Raw genomic sequence first — 21,168 nt, forward strand, 5'->3', positions numbered from 1 at the left:
GGTCATCGGCGGGGCTGGTGCCGAACTTCCGACCGGTGGCAGGGGAAGCCCCTGCCACCGTCGGTCTGGCGATCAGTTGACCTTTGGCTTCTCGGTCACGCCATTTTTGTCGTGTGTACCGTGAGTGCCTTTGTCATGGGTCGTCGAGTTGCCCATTGGCTGGTCACTCTGCGTGCCCTGGGTTGTGCCCTTGGTATTAGAGGAGTTGCGATCGGCGGGCGCCGTGTCAGTGCCAGGCAGCTTGGTTGCACTTTTGTTTACGGGACTGGCAGGCGTGGTCGTCGATTCAGCAAAGGCTGCGCCCGATGCAACAGCCATCAGGCCAGCGAGGGTCAGGGCAGTCAGTTTGGTCTTGATCATGATGCTTACTCCGTTTTTTAAGATACCCCTATTGGTCCTTGGCCACTGGCCATAGGTGCCAACGAGCCCGACGAACGGTAGCACACTGATCGCATTGCAGTTAATACCACCCCTAATAAACACTGGGTTTATCGCTCCTACCCATTCGGCCCGGAAGAGCAGTTGATTAGCAGACGTGCTGCCGGTTTTAAGGCGATCTGGTTATAAATAAATTTCTGCGAAAAACTTGCGCTTCTAAAAGGGCACAAATTTTTACACTTTTATAACGATGATGGCGTTGAGCTATGTGGTTTTTGATAGCACATGGCTAGCCGTTGATGGCGCGGGTTTCTAGCCCGTAAACAGGGGCTCTTATCGATTTTCAGGCGTCATTTTGCGCGGGTATAGAGCGATAAAACCGCGTTTCGGCCGACGAGGTTCGACTGATTGTCATTAAACAGAAACATTTGAGGGTTTAAATCCGCCTCGGGCCTCCTTAAGTGGACCACCACACAATCTCCTGGACTGAGGTATTACCGTGATTCTGCTGACTAAAAAACGCTTGTCGCTTCTGATCGCTTCGCTGTGCCTGAGCGGTGTAGCCCATGCGACTGATGTAACCGGCGCTGGTTCGAGTTTCGTCTTCCCGGTCATTTCCAAATGGTCCCAGGACTACAGCAAAACTGCAGACAACCGCATCAACTACCAGTCGATCGGTTCGGGCGGCGGTATCGCTCAGATCAAGGCGGCTACCGTTGACTTCGGCGCTTCCGATGCCCCGATGTCCGCTGAAGACCTGTCGGCTGCCGGCCTGGGTCAATTCCCTAGCGTCATCGGCGGTATCGTGCCGATCATCAACGTTGAAGGCATCGACAGCGGCAAGCTGAAGCTCGACGGCGAAACCCTGGCCAAAATCTTCATGGGCACCGTCAAGACCTGGAACGATCCGGCGATTGTCGCGCTGAACCCGGGCGTCACGCTGCCAGCGACCGCTATCACCGTTGTTCACCGTTCGGACGGTTCGGGCACCACCTACAACTTCACCAACTACCTGAGCAAAGCCAGCTCGGAGTGGAACGAGAAGCTCAAGTTTGGTTCGACCGTGCAATGGCCAGCAGGCGTGGGCGGCAAGGGTAACGAAGGTGTTTCGGCTTACGTGAAGCAGATCAAAGGTTCGATCGGCTACGTTGAATACTCCTACGCTGTAACCAACAAGCTGTCCTACACCCAGTTGAAGAACGCCGCTGGCAAGTTCATCTCACCGACTGCCAAGTCGTTCGCTGCAGCCGCCGACACCGCGGACTGGGCAAACGCCAAGGACTTCGGCCTGATCATGACCAACGCTCCGGGTGAAGAAGCATGGCCGATCACTGCCACCACCTGGATCATCATGTACAAGAAGGCCAAGAACGCAGAGAAGAGCGCAGCGGCTTTCGACTTCTTCAAGTGGTCCCTGGAAAACGGTCAGAAGCAGGCTGCAGAACTGGATTACGTTGCCTTGCCGAAATCGCTGGTCGATCGCGTAGAAAACTACTGGAAAGCTGAATTCACCAAGTAAGTGATTCAAGCCTGTATGACCCCTGTCATCGACCGCGATATCGGTCTGGTGACAGGGGCTTTTCCTTGCGAGTGGACTCAACATGACTGAAAACACCCAATACCTGTCCGCTGCCGTCAAAACGGTCGAGACCGAAGGCGAGAAACGCGCCAAGCGGGATCACCGCCATGACCTGTGGTTCAAGCGTTCATTGCAGGCTGCGGCCATGCTGGTGCTTGCTTTGCTGGGTTGTATTGCCTTGTCGACCCTCTGGGGCGGCAGCCTGGCATTCCAGACATTCGGGTTTGGCTTTTTGACCAGTACCGAATGGGACGTGAACGCCGGCAAGTTCGGCGCACTGGTTCCGATCTACGGCACGCTGGTGACCTCTTTTCTGGCTTTGCTGATCGCCGTTCCGGTGAGTTTCGGCATTGCGATTTTCCTGACAGAAGTAGCGCCGCCGTGGCTGCGGATGCCCATTGCCTCGGCCATCGAGCTGTTGGCAGGCATTCCGTCAATCATCTACGGCATGTGGGGACTGTTCGTATTCGGTCCATTCATGGCCGAACACCTGTCGCCCTGGATCACTGAAAACCTGGGCGCTCTGCCGCTCGTTGGCCCGATGTTCCAGGGCCCGCCATTGGGTATCGGCATGCTGACCGCCGGTATCGTGCTGGCCATCATGATCACCCCGTTCATCACCTCGGTGATGCAGGAAGTTTTCCGCACCGTGCCTACCGCACTCAAAGAGTCGGCTTATGCACTGGGTGGCACGACCTGGGAAGTGGTCTGGGACATCGTGCTGCCTTACACCCGTTCGGCAGTGGTCGGCGGTGTGTTCCTCGGGTTGGGGCGTGCGCTGGGTGAAACCATGGCGGTGACCTTTGTACTGGGTAACGCTCACCAGTTCTCGGCGTCGCTGATGATGCCTAGCAGTTCCATTGCCTCGGTCATCGCCAACGAGTTCAACGAGGCTTACACCGACTTGCACCGTTCCGCACTGATCGCCTTGGGCTTCCTGTTGTTTGTCGTCACCTTCATCGTGCTGGCCCTTGCACGCTTGATGCTGTCGCGTCTGTCGCGTAAGGAGGGGTTATGAGTAAGGACATGGCAGGCAGCGAGCACATTTACCGTGTTCGCAATATCAAGAACAAGATCGCAATGGTGCTCAGCTGTGGCGCCACGGCATTCGGTCTGTTGTGGCTGGTCTGGATTCTGCTGACCACCATCATCAAAGGTATCGATGCCCTCAATCTGCAGTTGTTTACCGGCATGACGCCGCCGCCAGGCACCGAAGGCGGTCTGGCCAACGCGTTCTACGGCAGCGTGCTGATGTCCGGTATCGGTCTGTTGATTGGCACGCCCATCGGCCTGATGGCCGGTATCTGGCTGGCCGAGTTTGCGCGTTACACCAAACTGGGTAACGCGGTGCGTTTCATCAACGACATTCTGTTGTCCGCACCTTCGATTGTGTTGGGCCTGTTCGTCTACACAGTCGTGGTATTGCCGCTAAACGCGGTGACCGGTCACCAGGTGGGCTTTTCCGCCCTGGCCGGTGCGTTGGCGCTGGCGCTGCTGGTGATCCCGGTTGTGGTGCGTACCACCGACGAAATGATGCAACTGCAACCTTCGACCATGCGTGAAGCTGCGCTGGCGCTGGGTGTTCCACAGTGGAAACTGACGCTGCAGATCGTGCTGCGTGCCGCCAAGGCGGGTGTCGTGACGGGTGTGCTGTTGGCACTGGCACGTATCACCGGCGAAACCGCACCTTTGCTGTTCACCGCATTCGGCAACCAGTTCTGGAGCAGTGATCTGCTCAAGCCAATCGCCAGTGTTCCGGTGGTGGTGTTCCAGTACGCAATGAGCCCGTTCGAAGATTGGCACTCCCTGGCTTGGGCTGGTGCGCTGGTCATGACGCTGTTCGTACTGATACTGAGTCTGCTTTCTCGCTTAATTCTTCTGCGCAATAGGGCGTCCTGATGAACAACCTTTCCCTGGCCAACGAAAAGACCAAGATTCAAGTGCGCGGTCTGGAGTTTTTCTACAACAACCAGAAGTCGCTGAAGTCCATCGACATGACCATCCCCGAGAAGCGCATCACTGCGATCATCGGCCCGTCGGGTTGCGGTAAGTCGACCCTGCTGCGTGTGTTCAACCGTATTTATGCGATGTACCCGAAACAGGAAGCGCGCGGCGAAGTGCTGCTCAATGGCGAAAACATCCTGGCGCCGGGCTATTCGATGAACCGCCTGCGCAGCCACGTGGGCATGGTGTTCCAGAAGCCGGTGCCGTTTCCGATGTCGATCTACGACAACATCGCCTACGCCATCAAGCACCACGAAAAACTGTCGCGTCGTGAAATGGAAGATCGCGTTGAGCAGGCACTGCGTGGCGCAGCCCTGTGGGATGAGGTGAAGGACAAGCTCAAGCAGAGCGCGACCGGCCTGTCCGGTGGTCAGCAGCAGCGTCTGTGCATCGCGCGCACTATCGCGCTGCGTCCTCAGGTACTGCTGCTGGATGAGCCGACTTCCGCCCTTGATCCGATTTCTACCGGTCGTATCGAGCAACTGATCACCGAGCTCAAAGAGCAGTTCACGGTGATCATCGTGACCCACAACATGCAGCAGGCTGCACGCTGCTCGGACTACACCGCGTTCATGTTCATGGGTGAACTGATCGAGCACGGCGACACCGACACCATCTTCACCAAGCCTTCCAAGACCCAGACCGAAGACTACATCACCGGTCGTTTCGGCTGATCAGCCGGCCAGGGCGGGCGCCTCCCGGCGCTCGCCCATGAACTCCTCGATCCTGCTGCGCAACCAGCGTTCGGCAGGGTCGTTGTCCATCACGCTCAGCCACGTCATTGACAGGTCCAGCCCCGGAGTGGGGAAGGGCAGCGGTTCGTCGTACACCAACCCCAGCGCACTCATGGCACTCGCCGCATAATCAGACAGCCCAGAGATCAGATCGGTGCCCGCCATCAGCGCAGGCAGCGTGGTGAACTGCGGCACTGATAACACCACATGCCGCTTGCGGCCCAGCGCGGTCAGCCACTCATCTGCGAAACTGCTCACGCTGGCCACGTGCGACACCACCACGTGCGGCCGCGAGCAATATTCGTCCATCGACATCGGTCCTGAAGGCTTGTCGGCCCTGACCAGGCGCGGTTGAACATTGCGCAGCAGCTTGCGTTTGGCGTTGGCGGGCAACTCACGTGTCCGGGGACACCCACGGTGATGTCCCCGGACATGAGCACTTCGGAGATATTCAGGTAATCGACATGCTTGACCACGATCACCACGCCCGGTGCTTCCTTGCGAATCGCCTTGAGCATGGCGGGCAACAGGCCGAACTCCACGTCGTCTGAAAGCCCGATGCGAAAGGTCATCTTGCTCACCGAGGGATCGAAATCGGTGGTCAGGCTCAGCGCTGTGGACATGGCGTCCAGTGCGGGCGTGAGATGTTTGAGGATCTCGTGGGCGCGTGCAGTCGGTTCCATGCGATGGCCCACGCGGATAAACAGTGGGTCGTTGAGCAGGCTGCGCAGGCGGTTCAGTGCCGCGCTGATCGTCGGCTGGCCGAGGAACAGCTTTTCCGCCGCGCGGGTCACATTGCGCTCCTGCATCAAGGTCTCGAAGACCACCATCAGGTTGATATCGGCCTTACGCAGTTCATTGCGATTCATGGTGGTTCCTTGGCATCAGACATGTCACCCGGATGGCGCCTACAAAAGGTCGGCTCAGTCTAGGGAAGCCCCGTAGCGGGCGTCCAGCGTTTTACCTTGCTAACCAGACACGTCTTCTTACGTTTCTGTCGGTAGGAAAAGAGCGAATCTGTCGTGGGATCTGAGGTCTACTTGCGGGTCTGGAACCTGTTGCGAGAAGGGTTTCGCCATCACCGTCCCACACCCACAGGAGGTGCCCCTATGCGGGCTGCAACGATTGCCGGTTTGTTGATATCGCTGACGCTGCCCTGCGTGGCGCTGGCTGAGACACCCAGCTATGGTCAGCAACTGGAAGGTTTCACCTACCCCCACACTCTCAAGAGGTTCGACTTCCAGTCCCAGGGCCAAGCGCTGCAAATGGGCTACATGGACGTCGCGCCCACCGGCAAGGCCAATGGCCGCACTGCCGTGCTGATGCATGGCAAGAACTTCTGTGCCGCCACTTGGGAAGACACGATCAAGGGCTTGAGCGCCGCCGGTTATCGGGTGATTGCCCCCGACCAGATCGGTTTCTGCACCTCGACCAAGCCTGGCTATTACCAGTACAGCTTCCAGCAACTGTCGATGAATACCCATGCGCTGCTGGAAAAGCTCGGTATCAACAAGGTGTCGGTCGTCGGCCACTCAACCGGCGGCATGCTGGCCACGCGGTATGCGCTGATGTATCCGAAGCAGACCGAGAAACTGGTGATGGTCAACCCGATTGGCCTGGAAGACTGGAAAGCGCTCGGCGTGCCGTATCGCACCGTGGATCAGTGGTATGAGCGGGAACTGAAGACCACCGCCGAAGGCATTCGCGCCTATGAACAGAAAACCTATTACGACGGGCGCTGGAAGCCTGAGTACGACAAGTGGGTCGATATGCTCGCAGGCCTTAACAAGGGGCCTGGCCAGAAAGCGGTCGCCTGGAACTCGGCGCTGATCTACGACATGATTTTCACCCAGCCGGTGTTCTACGAATTCCCGAAATTGCAGGTGCCGACTGTGCTGATGATCGGTGACGCTGACACCACTGCCATCGGCAGCGACATCGCGCCGCCGGACGTGAAGGCGAAAATCGGCAACTACAAGGTACTGGGTAAGCAAGTCACCGAGATGATTCCAGGCGCCAGGCTGGTGGAATTCAAGGGCATGGGGCATGCCCCGCAGATGGAAGATCCCGCTGGTTTCAACAAGGCGCTGGTTGAGGCGCTTTAATAGGCTTGTCTCTGGCGCGGAAATACTTCGCCGCTGCCAGTCAGTCTTCGCGAGCAAGCTCGCTCCCACTTGAAATTCAACCCCAAGTGGGAGCGAGCTTGCTCGCTAAGAGGGTGGGACATTCATTCGGGAGGTATCAATCGAACATCCCGAGTCTTTGACTCAACTCAACAGCTGCGCAAACGCCTTGTCGGCCTCCAGCACTGCAGGCAGGCCGGCGAACAGGGTGTCCAGGTCGATGCCTTCCATGATCGGTCCGTCGGACGCCTTTTGTGCTTGTGGGGTTGCACCTTCGTGGGCTTCCAGTGCGTCGGAAATCACGATGGCCTGCGCGACGATCCTCGGCAAGGCTGCATTGCCGGGTGCCTGCATCGGCTTGGCCTGGTACGCAATAGCCTCCTGAATCGAGTTCGGCAGGTGCCAGCGGCGGGCCAGCTCGGCACCCACTTCCGGATAGCCGAACCCCAGTTGCACGGTTTCATTGGCCGCGCGTCCCGCAGTGCCAGCCTTCGTCGCGCTGTTCAGGCGCTCAGCGACGTCTGGCGCGCCGGTCTGGATCAACAACTCGCCGATGTTGTGCATCACGCCGCAGGTGAACGCGATCTCTACGTCTACGTCCGTCTGCCTGGCGAGCATCCGGCAGATGCCCGCGACCTGAAAGCTCTTCAGCCAGAACGCCTTGAGGTCGAAGCTGGGACCGGCCTTGAACGCGCCTGTCACTGCCGACGCCATTACCAGTGTGCGCAAGGTATTGAAACCCAGGCGCATAGCGGCATCCTCGATGCTCGATGATTCCCGAGAACCCCTGAATCTGGCCGAGTTGGCCAGGCGCAGGACCTTGGCGGCGATCACCGGGTCCTTCTCGATGTTGCGGGCGATACTTTCCAGGTTGGAGGAGGGGTTGTCGAACTGAAGCATCAGGTCCTGAGCCACTTTGGGAATGCTCGGCAGGCTGTGCAAATCATCAAACAGTTTTTCAATACTCATCATGGCGGGACCATCCTCTGGACGACGGGATGAGTTGACCATAGCCAGTTTTTCGCGCACTGCACGTTTTACTGTCGTTTGTGGGAAGCGTTTCTCACAGGGCAAAAATAAAAATAAAAGACTCCTCATGCCCGGCCGATATACCACTTGGGGCTCCGTTCGAAATATTCCGCTCTCTATTCGAAACCCCTTAAACAGCGGCACCGTTCGAGTTCCTATTGACGATCCCCGTATCGTCCTAATTGTTTATGCCGTGGAAGTGCTCGCTATGATGAAAAGCCTGGGTTTCAGTAAGAAAATTCTGTTGGCCGCCGCCCTCATCGTGATTGTGGCGTTCAGTGTATTCATTGTCGTCAATGACTATCGACAACGTCAGTCGCTGAAATCCAGTGTTCAGTCCGAGCTGCAACAACTGGGTACGCTAACCACGCAAAATATCCAGACCTGGCTGGAAAGCCGTATTCAGTTGCTGCAGTCGATGTCGCAGCAGATCGCGATCGACGGCAAGGCGCTGCCGCAGTTGCAGCGCGCGGTCGGCCTCTCGGTCTACAGCGATAACTTTCAGCTCGGCTATTTCGGTACCACCGAAGGCGTGATGCTCTCCAACCCTTCCGCCACTCGACCGGCCGACTACGACCCACGCGCCCGTGGCTGGTACAAGGCAGCGCAGAATGCGTCAGGCACCATCGTCACTGAACCCTACATTGCAGCGTCATCCGGCAAGCTGGTGATGACGATAGCGACCCCGGTCAAGATCCAGAATCAGTTGGCCGGTGTTGCGGGCGCTGACATTGCGCTGGACAGCGTCAGCAAGATCATCAACTCGCTGAACTTCGGCGGGCACGGGTATGCATTTCTGGTCAGCGCCGAAGGCAAGATTCTGGTGCACCCTGACAGCAAGCTGGTGTTGAAGAACATCAGCGAGGCGTACCCCAACAACACGCCAAAGATTGCCACCGGTGTGACGGAAATCGATTCAGGGAACACGCCTGAAATCATCTCGTTTACCCCAGTTCAGGGCGTTTCGACCGCCAACTGGTACGTGGCGCTGGTGCTGGAGCAGGACGCTGCCTATTCGATGCTCCGCGAGTTCCGCGCCTCGGCCATCACCGCAATGGTGGTCGTGGTGGTGGTAATCATTCTGCTGCTGGGTCTGTTGATCCGCGTGCTGATGCAACCGCTGCACCAGATGGGGCGTGCGATGCGTGACATTGCCGACGGCGAGGGCGACCTTACCAAACGTCTGGCGATTACTTCACAGGATGAATTCGGCGCGCTGGCCCAGTCCTTCAACCACTTTGTCGAACGTATCCATACGTCCATTCGTGAAGTCGCCTCGACCGCCGCTCAACTGGGCGCTGTCGCGACACGAGTGGTCAAGGTGTCCAATGCCTCGATGAGCAACTCCGATCAGCAGGCCAATCGCACCGAAAGTGTGGCTGCCGCGATCAACGAACTGGGGGCGGCTGCGCAGGAAATTGCCCAGAACGCAGCGCGCACGTCGCAGCAGTCCAGTGATGCCAGCGAACTGGCTGGCGACGGTCAGGCCGTCGTGCAGCAAACCATCAAGGCCATGAACGAACTGTCCGGCAAGATCAGCGAATCGTGCGTGAACATCGAAAGCCTCAACGACAAGACGGCCAACATCGGGCAGATCCTTGAGGTAATCACCAGCATTTCCCAGCAGACCAACCTGCTGGCGCTCAACGCGGCCATCGAAGCAGCACGTGCCGGTGAAGCCGGTCGCGGTTTCGCGGTGGTCGCCGATGAAGTGCGCAACCTGGCACACCGGACCCAGGACTCGGCTCAACAGGTCCAGAAGATGATCGAAGAGCTGCAGGTCGGTGCCCGTGAAGCGGTGACCAACATGACGGAAAGCCAACGCCAGAGCGAAGACAGCGTGGGCATCGCTAACCGCGCTGGCGAGCGTCTGGGCAGCGTCACCCGCCGCATCGATGAAATCAACGGCATGAACCAGTCGGTTGCCGCCGCGACAGAAGAGCAGACCTCGGTGGTGGAATCGATCAACGTCGACATCACCCACATCAACACCCTTAACCAGCTGGGCGTCGACAACCTGCGTCAAACCCTGGAAGCCTGCAATTCGCTGGAAGAGCAGGCCGCGCGCCTGCAGCAACTGGTGGGCAGTTTCCGTATCTGATCGCTGTATGACATGCGCTTATCGCGTCGACACTGATCGTGCCCACCGCTCTGCGTGGGCATGCCTCCCGTGACGCTCCGCGTCACAGATGGCACAGATTGCGGACTCAGTTAACCGGGCGCATGGCTTAAGTCACGTTTTCGCCCCTCGGCGACCTACTTTGACGGGGCAAAACAGGCAAACCCCAAGCTCCGGTTCCGGCCCCGGCTACGCCGGGGTTCCTTCGTCCTGACACTGATTCGGAGGTCGCTGCAAATGGGCCATCCATGGCCCAGTGCAGCTCAGCCGGCATCCCTGCCGGCTGCCCCCCGAATCAGCGCCAGAACTCAGCCTCCACCCGCGTCGCAATCGTCGGTGTTCTCACTACCGCGTCAAAAAAACATGGCAGCGCAGCTGCCCGACTGACGCACCTGCAACGCAACCTGCGAAAAACTGTTACGGGTTCGTCATGCCCGGTTCACGGCTCTGCAACACCACCGGTTCAGTCTGGCTGACAACCGAATACGACCTGTACCGGGTCGTAGGGCAGACAGAGACACACCATGAACCCAGCTATCCATGTCGAAGGATTGAACAAGAGCTTTTCTCGCAAAAGCGCTCTGGTTGGCCTTGAGTTGTCTATACAACACGGCGAGATGGTTGCCCTGATTGGCGCATCAGGCTCCGGCAAGTCCACCTTGCTGCGTCACCTGGCGGGGCTGGCGTGCTGTGATCGCGAAAACGGCGGCCAGGTGCGGGTGCTGGATCGCGAAGTGCAAGCCTCGGGTCGTCTCAATCGCCATGTGCGCCGTCTGCGTGCCGACATCGGCTACATCTTCCAGCAGTTCAATCTGGTCAATCGCCTCAGCGTGCTCGATAACGTCCTGCTTGGCTGCCTGGGGCGCATGCCGCGCTGGCGCGGCAATCTGGCGCTGTTCAATACCGAGGAAAAGCAGCGCGCAATGGCGTCGCTGGAACGCGTCGGGCTGGCGGACCTCGCCGCGCAGCGTGCCTCGACGCTGTCCGGTGGCCAGCAGCAGCGCGTGGCCATTGCCCGGGCCCTGACCCAGCGCGCCGAAGTGATTCTTGCCGACGAACCCATAGCCTCTCTCGACCCTGAATCCGCCCGCCGGGTCATGGAAATTCTCGCCGACATCAACCGCCGCGATGGCAAGACCGTCGTCGTCACCCTGCATCAGGTGGATTACGCGATGCGTTACTGCCCACGCGCCGTGGCGCTGAAGGGCGGACGTATCCATTTCGACGGGCAGGCGCAGGGGCTCAGCAGGCACTTTCTCAACGACCTTTACGGCGCCGAGCAGGATGACAGCCTGACGCTCGTCGAGCACAGCCGTCCCGTCGAGCCGCCGCGCCTGGTATTGGCCAAAGTCTGATCATTTTTATCGTCAGTTCCCTGACATCAACCGCTGTTGCACGAACCTCACTTCAGGAGTGCTTTCATGTTCAACCGTATCGGTCGCGTCCTTGCGTCTGCCGCTTTGCTGGCCACTTGTGCAATGGGCACTGCCCAGGCCGAAGAGAAGGTCATCAATTTCGGCATCATGTCCACTGAGTCATCGCAGAACCTCAAAACCATCTGGCAGCCGTTTCTCGATGACATGAGTAAGAAGACCGGCCTGAAGGTCAACGCAACCTTTGCCTCCGATTACGCGGGTCTGATTCAGGGCATGCGCTTCAACAAGGTCGATGTAGCCTGGCTGGGCAACAAGGCGGCTATGGAAGCGGTCGATCGCTCCAACGGCGAAATCTTCGCCCAGACCTCGGCGTCCAACGGTGCGGCGGGTTACTGGAGCCTGCTGATCGTGCGCAAGGACAGCCCGATCAACTCTGTCGAAGACATGCTAAAGAACGCCAAGACCCTGACCTTCGGCAATGGCGACCCGAACTCCACCTCGGGCTATCTGGTGCCGGGTTACTACGTGTTCGCCAAGAACCATGTCGATGCCTCCACTGCGTTCAAGCGCACGCTCAACTCCAGCCACGAAGTCAACGCGCTCAGTGTTGCCAAGGGCCAGCTGGACGTGGCGACCTTCAACACCGAGAGCTGGGACCGACTGGCGGTGACTCAGCCGGACAAGGTCGAGCAGCTCAAGGTGATCTGGAAATCGCCGCTGATTCCGGCTGATCCTATGGTCTGGAGCAAGGCTCTGTCGGACGAGAACAAGGCGAAGATCCGTGAGTTTTTTGCCAGCTATGGCGATACCGATGAAGAAAAAACCGTGCTCAAGAACATGCAACTGGGCAAGTTCCTGAAGTCCAGCGATGACCAGTTGCTGCCGATTCGCCAGCTCGAACTGTTCAAGCAGCGCACCGAAGTGGCGGCCAGCACCACGCTCAATGCCCAGGAAAAGGAAACCCGCCTCAAGGAAATCGACGCGGGCCTGAGCAAGCTGCAGCAGCGCATCACCGAGCTGAACCAGAAAACGGCAACCAGCACCGCCGGCTGAATGAGTGGGGCGCGGACCTTTGCCCCGCGCCCCATCGGCCGCCATCAGGACATCGATTGCTATGACCACTCACGTTGCATACGCACAGACCGGCGGCAAGCGCAGTTGGGCTCGGTATTTGGGCTGGGGGCTGTTTCTGGCCGCACTGGCCTGGGCCTGGCAAGGCGCGGAAATGAATCCGATGTCGCTGGTACGCGATTCGGGAAACATGGCGACCTTCGCCTCCGACTTCTTCCCACCGGATTTCCGCGAATGGCGCAGTTATCTCACGGAAATGCTGGTCACGATCCAGATCGCGTTATGGGGCACGGTCCTGGCCATCGTCTGCTCTATCCCGCTGGGCATTCTGTGTGCCGAAAACATCACGCCGTGGTGGATTCATCTGCCGCTGCGCCGTTGCATGGACGCCTTTCGTTCCATCAATGAAATGGTCTTCGCGATGCTGTTTGTGGTCGCCGTAGGTCTTGGGCCATTTGCCGGGGTACTGGCCTTATGGATCAGCACCACGGGGGTGCTTGCCAAGCTGTTCGCCGAAGCCGCGGAAGCCATTGATCCCGGCCCGGTAGAGGGCGTGCGCGCCACGGGTGCCAGTGCGCTGCAGGAGGTCATATATGGCGTCATCCCGCAGGTCATGCCGCTCTGGATCTCCTACGCGCTGTACCGTTTCGAATCCAATGTTCGCTCGGCAACGGTCGTGGGCATGGTCGGGGCAGGGGGGATCGGTGTGATTCTCTGGGAGAACATTCGCGCCTTTGCTTTCGTCCAGACCAGCGCCGTACTGCTGGTGATCATCGTCGTCGTCAGCGTGATCGACATCGCGTCGCAGCGCTTGCGCAAGCAATTTATCTGACCGGAGAGGGGTGTCCCGATGGGCACTTTTTTTAACCATGCAGTTGTCTAGACAAACTGAGCCGTTGTACCGCGAACTGGCGGACACCCTGCGCGCCGAGTTGTGCACTTACAGGTCCGGCGACTACCTGCCTGCCGAGTTCCAACTGGCTGAACGTTTCAGCGTCAATCGCCACACCGTTCGCCGCGCTGTCGATGAACTGGTGCGTGAAGGCAGCGTACTGCGCCGCCAGGGCAAAGGCACTCAGGTGCTGGAACGCCCGCTCATTTACCCGATGCAGGCCGACAGTGCCTACAGTAAGTCATTGTCTGCGCAGGGTATCGGGGTCGAGGCGATCCTGCTGTTGCGTCGCGACTGCCAGGCCAATAGCGAAGATGCCCATCACTTGGGTCTGCCCGAACAGGCGCCGATGATCGAATTGCAAACCCTGCGCAAGCTTGACGGCCAGCCCGTGAGCCTGATTCTGCATCGCTTCAGCGCTGATTACCGTCAATTGCTGGCCGATTATGCAGGCGGTTCGCTGCGTCAGTACCTGGCCGAGCGCGACCTGCCGCTGACTCGCCAGCAGAGTCTGATTGGCGCACGCCTGCCGTCGCGCGAAGAAGCGTCGCAGTTGCTGATGCCACGCCATATGCCCACGTTGACCGTGTTGACGGTCTCCTGTGACCGGTCCGGCCAGCCGGTGGAACTGTCCCGTTCCACCAGCCGCAGCGACCGCTTTCACTATCAAGTGACCACCTGATGCCGAGGTTATCCATGCAATCCTCTCAGCAATCCTCTGAACTCGATCCTGAAACAACCGCACGGCAGCGCTGGATGGGCGTGCTCGCCCGCGCACATGTCGATGAGCAAAGCGTTGCCCATTTGAATCGCCACGAACCGGTCTTGCGCGACACCGATTATCAGATGATCCGCGCGCCGGAAATCGGCATGACGCTGGTGCGTGGGCGCATGGGCGGCACGGGTGCTGCGTTCAATCTGGGCGAAATGAGTGTGACCCGTTGCGTGGTGCGTCTGGCCGACGGTCGTACCGGCTACAGCTACCTTGCCGGACGCGACAAGCGTCACGCCGAACTTGCGGCACTGGCCGATGCCCACCTGCAAGGTGCGCAACAAGCCTGGTGGCTGGCAGAGCTGATTGAGCCTTTGGCTCGCCTACAAGCCCTGCGCAAGGCTGACAAGGACGCCGAAACCGCCGCCACCAAAGTTGAATTCTTTACGCTGGTCCGAGGAGAAGACTGATGAACGCTGTCCTTCTGCAACCTGCTTTCACTGATCCTGTACTCGACGCTCAGCGCAGCTTTCGCGCGGCCCTCAAGGCGCTGGCAGGCCCCGGCATTGCCCAGACGTTGAACGCCGCCCATCAGCCGCCCGCGTTGTCGGGGCTGGACAGTGCCACCCATGCGTTGTGTCTGGCGTTGCTGGACCTGGATACCCCGGTCTGGCTGGCTCCGGCGTTCGATACGCCCGCCATTCGCGCCAACCTGTCGTTCCACTGCGGCTGCCCGATTGTGAGCGAGCGGCAAAACGCTCGCTTCGCGTTGCTCAATGCCTCGGTGGCGCAGGACCTGGCGGGTTTCGACCTGGGCAACGATCGCTATCCTGACCAGTCCTGCACGTTGCTGATCCAGCTGCCAGCCCTTGATGGCGGGCAACCCTTGAGCTGGAGCGGTCCCGGCATCGAGCAGCAGAACCGCGTGGCCTTGCCGCTGGACAAGGCGTTCTGGACCGAACGGTCGTCGCGCAACGACTTTCCGCGCGGGCTGGATGTGTTTTTCCTGGCGGGCAGCCAGATGCTCGGCTTGCCGCGCAGCACCCGCGTGCAGGAGTGTGCCTGATGTACGTTGCCGTCAAAGGGGGTGAACAGGCCATCGACAACGCCCATCGTCTGCTGGCTCGCAGACGTCGTGGCGACACAGGCATTGCCGAACTTGACGTCGAGCAGATCCGCCAGCAACTGCCACTGGCTGTCGCCCGGGTCATGACCGAAGGCTCGCTGTACGACGAGCAACTGGCCGCGCTGGCGATCAAGCAGTCGGCAGGTGATCTGGTCGAAGCGATTTTCCTGCTGCGTGCCTACCGCACGACCCTCACGCGTTTCTGCGCCAGCCTGCCCATCGACACCTCGGACATGCAACTCAATCGTCGCTTGTCCGCGACCTTCAAGGACGTGCCGGGCGGGCAATTGCTCGGGCCGACCTTCGACTACACCCACCGTTTGCTGGATTTCACGCTGCTGGCTGAGGGCGAGCATCCTGGCCCGAGCGTGGCGCCTGACGCTACGTTGCAACCCTGTCCACGCGTGCTCGGTCTGCTGGCGAAAGAAGGCTTGATGAAACCGGAAGTCGATAACGACGAGCCCATCGCCGACATCACCCGGGAGCCGCTGGAGTTCCCGTCCAGTCGTGCCGAACGCTTGCAGGCGCTGGCCCGTGGCGACGAGGGGTTTCTGTTGGCACTGGGGTATTCGACCCAGCGCGGCTATGGCCGTAACCATCCGTTCGCGGGCGAAATTCGTGTCGGTGAGGTGCAGGTGTGGGTCGAGCCCGAGGAGCTTGGCTTTCCCATTCTCATCGGTGACATCGAGATCACCGAGTGCGAAATGATCAACCAGTTTGTCGGTTCTGCCACTGAGCCGCCGCAGTTCACGCGTGGCTATGGGCTGGCCTTCGGCAATGCCGAGCGCAAGGCGATGGGCATGGCGCTGGTGGATCGCTCGTTGCGTGCCAACGAGTACAACGAGGAAATCCGCTCGCCGGCCCAGCAGGAAGAGTTCGTGCTGGCCCACTGCGACAACGTCGAGGCGGCCGGTTTCGTTTCGCACTTGAAGCTGCCGCATTACGTGGATTTCCAGTCCGAGCTGGAACTGATCCGCACACTGCGCAAACCCACAGCGACCGGGGAGAACGAGCAATGAGCACCCTCAAGCCGCCTGTTGCGCGGGACACCGCGTACAACTTCGCCTACCTCGATGAACAGACCAAGCGCATGATCCGTCGCGGGCTGCTGAAGGCCGTCGCGATTCCCGGCTATCAAGTGCCGTTCGGTGGCCGCGAGATGCCGCTGCCCTATGGCTGGGGCACCGGTGGCATGCAACTGACCGCTGCGATTCTGGGTGCCGATGATGTGCTCAAGGTCATTGATCAGGGCGCAGACGACACCACCAATGCGGTCTCGATCCGGCGGTTTTTCGCCCGCACGGCGGGTATCGCGACGACCGAACGGACGCCTGAGGCCACGGTGATCCAGACCCGTCACCGCATCCCGGAAACCCCGCTGCATGCCGATCAGATTATGGTCTATCAGGTGCCGATTCCCGAGCCGCTGCGCTTCATCGAGCCGTCCGAGACCGAAACCCGGACCATGCACGCGCTCGATGATTACGGGGTGATGCACGTCAAACTCTACGAAGACATTGCCACCTTCGGCCACATCGCGACCAGTTACGCCTATCCGGTGATGGTCGACCAACGCTACGTGATGGATCCGTCGCCGATTCCCAAATTCGACAACCCCAAGCTGGACATGAGCCCGGCGCTGATGCTGTTCGGCGCGGGCCGCGAAAAGCGCCTTTATGCAGTGCCGCCTTACACCCGCGTCGTGAGCCTGGATTTCGAGGATCACCCGTTCCAGGTGCAGCGCTGGGAGCAGTGCTGCGCGATCTGCGGCAGCCACGATTCCTTCCTCGACGAGCTGATTCTCGACGACGTGGGCACCCAGAGCTTTGTCTGCTCTGACACCGATTATTGCGCCCAGCGGGCCAGCCAGCAGGAGAACGCCCGATGATCAGTGCCCTGTCGGTCAATCCGAGTAACACGCCACGACCCCGGTTGGACGAAGCGTTGCTTAAGGTGCGCGGCGTGACCCGGCTGTACGGCCCGGAAAAGGGTTGCCAGAACGTCAGCTTCGACCTGTACCCCGGTGAGGTGCTGGGCATTGTCGGCGAGTCCGGCTCGGGCAAGTCCACGTTGCTGTCGGTGCTTAGTGGCCGCTTGGCACCGGAGAGTGGCAGCATCGACTACCGGAGTCAGGACGGCAACTGGTTCGACCTGTACAGCGCCAGCGAGGCGCAACGGCGTACCTTGCTGCGCACCGAATGGGGCTTTGTCGAGCAGAACCCGCGCGATGGCTTGCGTATGGGCGTGTCGGCGGGCGCGAACATTGGCGAGCGGTTGATGGCTCAGGGCGTGCGTAATTATCAGCAGTTGCGTAGCGCCGCGCTGGACTGGCTCGGTCAGGTCGAAATCGATCCACTGCGTATCGATGATCTACCGCGTACCTTTTCGGGCGGCATGCAGCAACGCCTGCAGATCGCCCGCAATCTGGTCTCCGGCCCTCGGCTGGTGTTCATGGACGAGCCGACAGGCGGGCTGGATGTATCGGTGCAGGCGCGTCTGCTGGACCTGCTGCGCGGCCTGGTACGCGAGCTGGATCTGGCGGTGGTGATCGTCACCCATGACCTGGCTGTGGCCCGCTTGCTGGCCGACCGGTTGATGGTGATGCGCCGTTCGCACGTGGTGGAAGCGGGACTCACCGACCAGATCCTTGATGACCCGCAACATCCGTATTCACAGTTGCTGGTTTCCTCGGTATTGCAGCCATGACCCGCACAGAGAGATGAGCCTGATGACTACCTTGATCGAGGTCCGTGACCTTTCGAAAACCTTCACGCTGCATCAACACAGCGGCGTGGTCCTCAACGTGTTGCGTGGTCTGAATTTCTCGGTTCGTAGCGGGGAATGTCTGGTGTTGGGCGGGGCGTCCGGGACCGGTAAAAGTACCTTGCTGCGCACGTTGTATGGCAATTACCTGCCCGCCGCGGGCAGCATTCGCGTGCAGCATGACGGCGAATGGACCGAACTGGTCGGCGCCGCGCCGCGTCAGGTGCTGGAAGTGCGGCGCAGAACGCTGGGCTATGTGAGCCAGTTTCTGCGCGTCATCCCGCGAGTGTCGAGCCTTGACGTCGTCATGGAACCCGCCCTGGCACGCTGCTGGCCGCGCGAGCAGGCGAGGGCGCGGGCCGAGTTACTGCTGACCCGTCTGAACATCGCGCCGCGTTTGTGGCCGCTGGCACCCAGTACGTTTTCCGGTGGTGAACAGCAACGGATCAACATCGCCCGCGCCTTCATGGTGCCGTGGCCGGTGATGTTGCTGGATGAGCCGACCGCTTCGCTGGATGACGCCAACCGCCAGGTAGTGCTGGCGCTGATCGACGAAGCCAAACGTGAAGGTGCCGCGCTGATCGGCATCTTCCATGACCGTGATGCCCGTGAATCGGTTGCCAGCCGCCAACTGGACATGACCCCGGTGGACCTCACCGCCAAGGAGTTGCTGCAATGCTGAACGAACAGATTTTCACCAACGCCCGCGTGGTCACTGGCGAGTCGGTGTTCTCCGGCACCGTGGTAGTACGCGACGGCGTGATTGCCGAGATCGACTCGGGCCGCAGTCAGTTGAGCCAGGCGCAGGACCTGCAAGGCGATTACCTGCTGCCGGGGCTTGTTGAACTGCACACCGATAATCTGGAAAAGCATCTGTCGCCACGCCCCGGTGTCGACTGGCCTTCGACCTCGGCGGTGATCAGCCATGACGCGCAAATCGTCGCCGCCGGCATCACTACGGTGTTCGATGCGCTGTCGATTGGCGACGTCAATCCCAAAGGCAAGCGCATGCAGCAGTTGCCCTCGATGCTCGCCGCCATTGCGGCGGCCACCGATGCCGGTCTGACCCGCGCCGAGCATTTGCTGCATTTACGCTGTGAAGTGAGCCATCCGGACACCCTGAGCGTGTTTCGCGACCTGGTGGATCAGCCGCTGGTGCAACTGGTCTCGGTGATGGACCATGCGCCGGGTCAGCGCCAGTTCGCACTGGAATCCAAGTACCGTGAGTACTACATGGGCAAATACCACCTGAGCAGCGAAGAAATGGACGGCTTTATCGTCGAGCAAGTGGCCAATTCCACCGAATACGCTGACCGATATCGCCGTGCCATTGTCGAACTGTGTCTGGCACGCGGGTTGTCCATCGCCAGTCACGATGACGCGACCATGGCCCATGTCGAGGAATCGGCGGGTTACGGCATGAACATCGCCGAGTTCCCCACTACGCTGGAAGCGGCGCGTGGCTGTCGGCGTCTGGGCATGAGTGTGTTGATGGGCGCACCGAACATCGTGCGCGGCGGCTCGCACTCCGGTAACGTGGCGGCCGCGTCGCTGGCTAAAGAAGGGCTACTGGATATTCTCTCCAGCGACTACTATCCGGCGAGTCTTCTGCAATCGGCGTTCATGCTGGCCGAGCAGGATAACGACCTCGGGTTGCCACAGGCGATGAACAGCGTCAGCCGCACACCGGCACTGGCGGCTGGGCTGACGGATCGCGGTGAAATTCGCGTCGGCCTGCGCGCCGACCTGATTCATGCACGCAGCCATGGCAATCTGCCGGTTATCGATAAAGTCTGGCGACAAGGCAAGAGGGTATTCTGATGGCAGGCAGGTTGATCTATCTCATCGGGCCGTCCGGCTCAGGCAAGGACAGCCTGATGGACGCAGCACGCGACACCTTGGCAGAGCGCAATTGCCGGGTCGTGCGGCGGGTCATTACCCGTTCCGCCGAAGCCGTGGGTGAAGCGGCGCAGGCGGTGGACGTCGAGCAGTTCGAGCACATGCGCGAGCACGGCGCATTTGCCTTGAACTGGCAGGCCAACGGTTTGCATTACGGCATTCCTATTGTCATCGATCAGTGGCTGCTGGAAGGTCATGACGTGCTGATCAATGGGTCTCGGGCACATCTGGAACGTGCGCAGCGCCGGTATCCCAACTTGCTGGCGGTTTTACTCACTGTCGATCTGGACGTGCTGCGCCAACGTCTGCTGGCCAGGGGCCGCGAAAGCCTGCCGGAAATCGAAGCGCGGCTGGAACGTAACCAGCAGTTCGCCGGAAACCTGCTGGCCAGTCATCCGGGCGTGCACGCGCTGGACAACTCCGGCGCGCTGGAGCAGACGGTTGCGGCGTTGGTTCTTCATCTTCAGAAACACCCGGCGTGCGCCTGACGCTGTTGGGCACGGGCGATGCACGGCAAGTGCCGGTGTATGGTTGCCAGTGCCTAGCCTGTCTGGCGGCGCTGCGCGACAGCACGCTGCGTCGCCTGCCTTGCAGTGCGCTGATCGAGGTCGATGATCAGCGTTGGCTGATCGATAGCGGGCTGATGGACCTCACCGAACGTTTTCCGCCGCACAGCCTCAGCGGCATTTTACAGACTCACTACCATGCCGATCACGCCCAGGGTCTATTGCACTTGCGCTGGGGGCAGGGTCTGGTGATTCCGGTGCACGGTCCGGTGGACCCGGAAGGGTTGGCGGATCTGTACAAACATCCGGGCATTCTGGATTTCAGTCAGCCGTTTACAGCGTTCGAAACGCGTGCGCTGGGTGTCTTGCACGTCACCGCATTGCCGCTGCAGCATTCCCGGCCGACATTGGGTTATCTGCTTGAAGGTGACGGACGACGAATTGCCTACCTTACCGACACGGTGGGTCTGCCCGAAGCGACTCACAAATACCTGCAACGCCAGCCGCTGGACGCCCTGATCCTCGACTGCTCCATGCCGCCGCAACCCCAGCCTCCGCGCAACCACAACGACCTGACCCTGGCGCTGCACATCATCGACCAGCTGAACCCGGCCAAAGCCGTGCTGACCCATGTCGGCCACACTCTGGATGCCTGGTTGTCGGAGCAGCCTCGGCCATTGCCGGACAACGTGGTGATCGCTCGGGACGGGATGGTGGTTTGACTCGCTTGTAATTGATTTCCTGACACCCTGGCAGTCTTGCTGCAAACAACAGACCGTGGGAGGCGGCTTGCCGGCGATAGCGTCAATACAGGCACTGATTTTTCGCTTGAAAAGCCGCAAAGCCCGCAACCCCCA

Annotated in this window: 21 protein-coding genes and 2 pseudogenes; 20 read left to right on the forward strand and 3 right to left on the reverse strand. The window is 60.0% G+C overall.

Translation table 11 applies throughout. The features are described 5' to 3' along the window. Positions 1 to 72: 72 nt before the first annotated feature. Positions 73 to 360 carry a hypothetical protein gene (locus H8S56_RS17670; RefSeq protein ID WP_024685113.1) on the reverse strand — a complete coding sequence of 96 codons (288 nt, stop codon included), beginning with the start codon at positions 358 to 360 and terminating at the stop codon, positions 73 to 75. A gap of 517 nt (positions 361 to 877) precedes the next feature. On the opposite strand from H8S56_RS17670, the gene pstS reads away from it, so the two are divergent. The 4 genes from pstS (at position 878) to pstB (ending at position 4,635) form a co-directional block, all read left to right on the forward strand. Beyond that, on the forward strand, positions 878 to 1,897 hold the full coding sequence (pstS, locus tag H8S56_RS17675) for a phosphate ABC transporter substrate-binding protein PstS (protein ID WP_024685114.1): 1,020 nt from the start codon (positions 878 to 880) through the stop codon (positions 1,895 to 1,897). A gap of 82 nt (positions 1,898 to 1,979) precedes the next feature. Next, complete coding sequence (pstC, locus tag H8S56_RS17680; RefSeq protein ID WP_024685115.1) at positions 1,980 to 2,975, forward strand: phosphate ABC transporter permease subunit PstC; 996 nt, start codon at positions 1,980 to 1,982, stop codon at positions 2,973 to 2,975. After that, positions 2,972 to 3,856, forward strand: coding sequence for a phosphate ABC transporter permease PstA (gene pstA, locus H8S56_RS17685; protein WP_024685116.1), 885 nt, complete (start codon positions 2,972 to 2,974; stop codon positions 3,854 to 3,856). The genes pstC and pstA overlap by 4 nt, the downstream gene beginning before the upstream one ends. Beyond that, complete coding sequence (gene pstB / locus H8S56_RS17690) at positions 3,856 to 4,635, forward strand: phosphate ABC transporter ATP-binding protein PstB (protein WP_004883964.1); 780 nt, start codon at positions 3,856 to 3,858, stop codon at positions 4,633 to 4,635. Before pstA ends, pstB begins: the two co-directional genes overlap by 1 nt. Here pstB and H8S56_RS17695 read toward each other — a convergent pair. After that, a pseudogene (locus H8S56_RS17695) lies at positions 4,636 to 5,564 on the reverse strand (LysR substrate-binding domain-containing protein). A gap of 240 nt (positions 5,565 to 5,804) precedes the next feature. Here H8S56_RS17695 and H8S56_RS17700 point away from each other — a divergent pair. Further along, positions 5,805 to 6,800, forward strand: a complete 996-nt coding sequence (locus H8S56_RS17700; protein ID WP_024685118.1) for an alpha/beta fold hydrolase — start codon at positions 5,805 to 5,807, stop codon at positions 6,798 to 6,800. A 162-nt stretch (positions 6,801 to 6,962) separates the two neighbouring features. On the opposite strand, the gene H8S56_RS17705 is transcribed toward H8S56_RS17700, so the two are convergent. After that, a complete protein-coding gene (locus tag H8S56_RS17705; RefSeq protein WP_187519342.1) occupies positions 6,963 to 7,790 on the reverse strand; it encodes an HDOD domain-containing protein in 828 nt (275 codons plus the stop codon). A 268-nt stretch (positions 7,791 to 8,058) separates the two neighbouring features. Between H8S56_RS17705 and H8S56_RS24995 the strand changes: the two are divergent. From H8S56_RS24995 to phnP, 15 genes and pseudogenes are all read left to right on the forward strand, one after another. Continuing rightward, positions 8,059 to 9,090 (forward strand): annotated as a pseudogene (locus H8S56_RS24995) (HAMP domain-containing protein); the annotation flags it as partial. Between the two features lie 93 nt (positions 9,091 to 9,183). Then, complete coding sequence (locus H8S56_RS25000) at positions 9,184 to 9,948, forward strand: methyl-accepting chemotaxis protein (protein WP_407072014.1); 765 nt, start codon at positions 9,184 to 9,186, stop codon at positions 9,946 to 9,948. 542 nt (positions 9,949 to 10,490) lie between these two features. Then, on the forward strand, positions 10,491 to 11,321 hold the full coding sequence (gene phnC / locus H8S56_RS17715) for a phosphonate ABC transporter ATP-binding protein (protein ID WP_024686337.1): 831 nt from the start codon (positions 10,491 to 10,493) through the stop codon (positions 11,319 to 11,321). A 66-nt stretch (positions 11,322 to 11,387) separates the two neighbouring features. Next, positions 11,388 to 12,395 (forward strand): phosphonate ABC transporter substrate-binding protein, encoded by a 1,008-nt coding sequence (gene phnD / locus H8S56_RS17720; protein ID WP_024686338.1) that lies wholly within the window; start codon positions 11,388 to 11,390, stop codon positions 12,393 to 12,395. 61 nt (positions 12,396 to 12,456) lie between these two features. Continuing rightward, positions 12,457 to 13,245, forward strand: a complete 789-nt coding sequence (gene phnE / locus H8S56_RS17725) for a phosphonate ABC transporter, permease protein PhnE (protein ID WP_187519343.1) — start codon at positions 12,457 to 12,459, stop codon at positions 13,243 to 13,245. A gap of 37 nt (positions 13,246 to 13,282) precedes the next feature. Beyond that, a complete protein-coding gene (gene phnF, locus H8S56_RS17730) occupies positions 13,283 to 13,987 on the forward strand; it encodes a phosphonate metabolism transcriptional regulator PhnF (RefSeq protein ID WP_187519344.1) in 705 nt (234 codons plus the stop codon). 14 nt (positions 13,988 to 14,001) lie between these two features. Next, positions 14,002 to 14,487 (forward strand): phosphonate C-P lyase system protein PhnG, encoded by a 486-nt coding sequence (gene phnG / locus H8S56_RS17735; protein WP_032622635.1) that lies wholly within the window; start codon positions 14,002 to 14,004, stop codon positions 14,485 to 14,487. Next, on the forward strand, positions 14,487 to 15,083 hold the full coding sequence (phnH, locus tag H8S56_RS17740; protein ID WP_187519345.1) for a phosphonate C-P lyase system protein PhnH: 597 nt from the start codon (positions 14,487 to 14,489) through the stop codon (positions 15,081 to 15,083). The genes phnG and phnH overlap by 1 nt, the downstream gene beginning before the upstream one ends. Next, a complete protein-coding gene (locus H8S56_RS17745; RefSeq protein ID WP_159372179.1) occupies positions 15,083 to 16,162 on the forward strand; it encodes a carbon-phosphorus lyase complex subunit PhnI in 1,080 nt (359 codons plus the stop codon). Before phnH ends, H8S56_RS17745 begins: the two co-directional genes overlap by 1 nt. After that, complete coding sequence (locus H8S56_RS17750) at positions 16,159 to 17,031, forward strand: alpha-D-ribose 1-methylphosphonate 5-phosphate C-P-lyase PhnJ (protein WP_187519346.1); 873 nt, start codon at positions 16,159 to 16,161, stop codon at positions 17,029 to 17,031. The genes H8S56_RS17745 and H8S56_RS17750 overlap by 4 nt, the downstream gene beginning before the upstream one ends. After that, on the forward strand, positions 17,028 to 17,849 hold the full coding sequence (gene phnK, locus H8S56_RS17755) for a phosphonate C-P lyase system protein PhnK (RefSeq protein WP_024694247.1): 822 nt from the start codon (positions 17,028 to 17,030) through the stop codon (positions 17,847 to 17,849). The genes H8S56_RS17750 and phnK overlap by 4 nt, the downstream gene beginning before the upstream one ends. Before the next feature lie 22 nt (positions 17,850 to 17,871). After that, positions 17,872 to 18,588, forward strand: a complete 717-nt coding sequence (gene phnL, locus H8S56_RS17760) for a phosphonate C-P lyase system protein PhnL (protein WP_187519347.1) — start codon at positions 17,872 to 17,874, stop codon at positions 18,586 to 18,588. Further along, complete coding sequence (locus H8S56_RS17765) at positions 18,582 to 19,727, forward strand: alpha-D-ribose 1-methylphosphonate 5-triphosphate diphosphatase (protein ID WP_187519348.1); 1,146 nt, start codon at positions 18,582 to 18,584, stop codon at positions 19,725 to 19,727. Before phnL ends, H8S56_RS17765 begins: the two co-directional genes overlap by 7 nt. Beyond that, positions 19,727 to 20,293: a phosphonate metabolism protein/1,5-bisphosphokinase (PRPP-forming) PhnN gene (gene phnN, locus H8S56_RS17770; RefSeq protein WP_024685997.1), complete on the forward strand. Its 567-nt coding sequence runs from the start codon at positions 19,727 to 19,729 to the stop codon at positions 20,291 to 20,293. The genes H8S56_RS17765 and phnN overlap by 1 nt, the downstream gene beginning before the upstream one ends. Next, the gene (gene phnP, locus H8S56_RS17775) at positions 20,284 to 21,033 is read left to right on the forward strand and encodes a phosphonate metabolism protein PhnP (RefSeq protein WP_187519349.1); all 750 of its coding nucleotides are present in this window, start codon (positions 20,284 to 20,286) and stop codon (positions 21,031 to 21,033) included. Before phnN ends, phnP begins: the two co-directional genes overlap by 10 nt. Positions 21,034 to 21,168 lie beyond the last annotated feature (135 nt).

This window comes from Pseudomonas triticifolii (genome assembly GCF_014358015.1).
GTDB classification, from domain to species: domain Bacteria; phylum Pseudomonadota; class Gammaproteobacteria; order Pseudomonadales; family Pseudomonadaceae; genus Aquipseudomonas; species Aquipseudomonas triticifolii.